Source organism: Sphingomonas bacterium (genome assembly GCF_903643065.1).
Classification (GTDB): Bacteria; Pseudomonadota; Alphaproteobacteria; order Sphingomonadales; family Sphingomonadaceae; genus Sphingomonas.
In genome coordinates this window covers 1-3,208 of record NZ_CAHJWX010000360.1, presented here as the reverse complement: position 1 = coordinate 3,208, position 3,208 = coordinate 1, and the positions used below count along the sequence as shown (strand labels likewise).

3 protein-coding genes are annotated in these 3,208 nt (G+C 72.8%); 2 read left to right on the top strand and 1 reads right to left on the bottom strand.

Features of this window, described 5'->3' with window-relative positions; all coding sequences use genetic code 11:
• A partial coding sequence (locus HUU95_RS12005) for a gamma-glutamyltransferase (protein WP_174280317.1) occupies nucleotides 1-661 on the top strand: 661 nt, incomplete at its 5' end.
• Between the two features lie 89 nt (nucleotides 662-750).
• Nucleotides 751-2,538, top strand: coding sequence for an AMP-dependent synthetase/ligase (locus HUU95_RS12000; RefSeq protein WP_174280318.1), 1,788 nt, complete (start codon nucleotides 751-753; stop codon nucleotides 2,536-2,538).
• Between the two features lie 12 nt (nucleotides 2,539-2,550).
• Here the strand turns inward: HUU95_RS12000 and HUU95_RS11995 are convergent.
• Nucleotides 2,551-3,208 (bottom strand): M16 family metallopeptidase (locus HUU95_RS11995; RefSeq protein ID WP_174280316.1); only part of this gene is annotated, 658 nt, incomplete at its 5' end.

The following is a 3,208-nucleotide window of genomic DNA, read 5'->3' as shown; positions in this document are numbered from 1 at the left end:
GCCCGCGGGCGCTCCCGCGCGCACGGCGGCGCCGACGGGCGAGGTGCCCGGAACGACCGACGTCGCCGCGGTGGACGCGGCCGGCGACGTGGTGGAGGTGACGACTACGATCGAGGGCTATTTCGGATCGGGCCTGTCGGTGGACGGCACGATGCTGAACAACCAGCTGACCGACTTCGACTTCGCGCCGGCACCCGACGGCTATCTGGTCGCCAACCGGGTGGAGGGCGGCAAGCGGCCGCGCTCGTCGATGTCGCCGACCATCGTCTACGGCCCCGACGGGCAGGTACGGCTCGCGGTCGGCGCGGCGGGCGGCTCGACGATCATCGCCCAGGTCGCCAAGGCGATCGTCGGCGTCGTCGACTGGCATCTGTCGGCGCAGGAGGCGATCGCGCTCGGGCTGCTCTATGCCCCGGGACCGGTGGCGACCGCGGAGCAGGGCACGCCGCTGGAGGCGATGATGCCCGCGTTCCAGGCGCTCGGCGAGCGCGTGCAGGTCGCCCCGCTGGGGCTGAAGGCCAACGCGATCGAGCGGGTGTCGGGGCCGGACGGTCCCCGCTGGGTCGGCGCCGCCGATCCGCGCAGCGAGGGCGTCGCGATCGGCACCGACGGTTCGGTGACGCAGATCGTTCGCACCGGCCAGCCGCGCCCGGCGGAATAGCGGCGGGGTTCTGCCAGCGGACGCCGGCGCTTCCTTTTGCCGGGGCGCGTCGCCGTGCCGGCAAGACCCGACCCTTCGAGAGAGACATGGTGCGCAAGCTCGAACACTTCCCCAACCTCGTCGCGATGTTCTTCTCGCGCGCACGGGCCGGCGGCGACCGGCCGTTCCTGTGGCACAAGCGGGACGGGGGGTGGGCGGCGACGTCATGGGCGGACGCCGCGCGCCAGGTCGCGAGCCTCGCCGCAGCGTTGCGCGCGCTGGGGCTGGAGCGTGGCGACCGGGTGATGCTGGTGTCCGAGAACCGCCCGGAATGGTGCCTGTCGGACCTCGCGATCATGGCCGCGGGCTGCGTGACCGTCCCGACCTATGTCACCAACACCGAGCGCGACCACGGCCACATCATCGGCGACAGCGGCGCGCGCGCGGTGATCGTGTCCACCGACAGGCTCGCGCGGACGCTGATGCCCGCGGTGCTGCGCGCCGATCGCGCGCGGATCGTGATCGGCATCGACGACATGCGCGCGGGACGTGCGGCGGCTTCGTCGGGCATCGCCTTTTACGACTGGCGCGCGCTGATCGCCGCGCACCGCCACGATCCTGTCGCCGACCCGGCCGAGGCGGAGCGGCTGGCGGACTTCGCGCGCGGCGACCTCGCCTGCATCGTCTATACCAGCGGCACCGGCGGGAGCCCGCGCGGCGTGCGCCAGCATCACGGCGCGATCCTGCACAACGTCGCCGGCACCAGCGCCGTCATCGCCGAGGATTTCGGCTGGAGCGACGCGATCGGGGCGGAGGTGTTCCTGTCGTTCCTGCCGCTCAGCCACGCCTATGAGCATACCGCCGGCCAGTACCTGCCGATCGGGCTCGGCGGCCAGATCTACTATGCCGAGGGGCTGGAGAAGCTCGCCACCAACATCGCGGAGGTCCGCCCGACGATCATGGTCGTGGTGCCCCGGCTGTGCGAGGTGCTGCGCACGCGGATCGCCAAGGGTATCGAGAAGCAGGGCGGCGTCGCGGCCCGGCTGCTCGCGCAAGCCGTCGCCATCGAGGCGCGGCGCGCGGACGGACGCACCCGCCTCGCCGACCGGCCGGTCGCGCTGGCGGTGGAGCTGCTGCTGCGGCCCAGGGTGCGCAAGCGGTTCGGCGGGAGGCTGAAGGCGATGGTGTCGGGCGGCGCGCCGCTCAATCCCGGCGTCGGCGACTTCTTCACCGCGATCGGCCTGTCGGTGCTGCAGGGCTATGGCCAGACCGAGTCGGCGCCGGTGATCTCGTGCAACCGGCCAAGGGCGGGCGTTCGCATGGACGGCGTCGGCTGGCCGCTGAACGACACGGAGGTGCGGATCGCCGAGGACGGCGAGATACTGGTGCGCGGCGAACTGGTGATGCACGGCTATTGGCGCAACGACGAGGAAAGCGCGCGCGTCCTCCAGGGCGGCTGGCTCCACACCGGCGACATCGGCGAGTTCGACGCGGGCGGGCGCATCCGCATCACCGACCGGAGCAAGGACCTGATCGTCAACGACAAGGGCGAGAACGTCGCGCCGCAGAAGGTGGAGGGCATGCTGACGCTCCAGCCCGAGATCGCGCAGGCCATGATCGCGGGCGACCGCCGGCCGTACATGGTGGCGGCGATCGTGCCCGACGCGGAGTGGCTGGCCGGACGCGCGGCGAACGCGCCCGAGGTGCGCGGCGGGCTGTCCGCGGCGGTCGACCGCGTGAACCGCGACCTGTCCGCCGCCGAGAAGGTCCGCCGCTTCATCCTGGCGGATGAGCCGTTCGGGATCGAGAACGGCCAGATGACCCCGTCACTAAAGATTAGGCGCCACGTCCTGCGCGAGGTCTACGGGGAGCGGCTGGACGGATTGTACCGGGGGTGAGGAAGGGGCGGCTCACCCGCCCACCGCGTCCGTCGGCACCCCCGTCTTCGCCGCCACCCCCTTGGGCAGGACCTCCATCGTCCAGTCCCGATCGGGGCGCAGGTATTTCGCCGCCACCTGCTGCAGCTGCGCGGGCGTGATGCTGCCGAAGTCGGTGCCAAGGTTCGCGGTCGCCGCGGCGCGGCGCGGGTCGAAGGCGGCGCCCGCCATCAGCCGCATCCAGAACTGGTTCGACGTCGACGCGCGGATCAGCGCCTGGCGCATCGGACCCAGCAGCCGCTCCAGCTCGTCCGCCTCGATCGGTTTCGCCACCAGCTCGGCCGCGATCGCGCGCGCGGTCTGGAAGAAGAAGGCGACCTTCTCGGGCGCGACCTGGCCGATCGCCACCAGCCGGCCGCCGCCGGCCATCCCCACCGGCCAGCTGCTGGCCACGTTGGGGCTGTAGCTGGCGCCCGCCGCCTGGCGCAGCCGCTCGAACAGCCGGTCGGAGAACACCTGCGCCAGCACGTCGAGCCGCCGGCTCTCGGCGATGCCGTCGACGCCGCCGCCGGTCGGCCAGGCGATCACGGCCGCGGCCTGGTTCTCGTTGCCGCCATGGGTGCGCACCACCGGGCTGGTCACATGCGCGGGAAAGCAGACCGGGGGCGCGGGCGGCAGGGCCGCGTCGCGC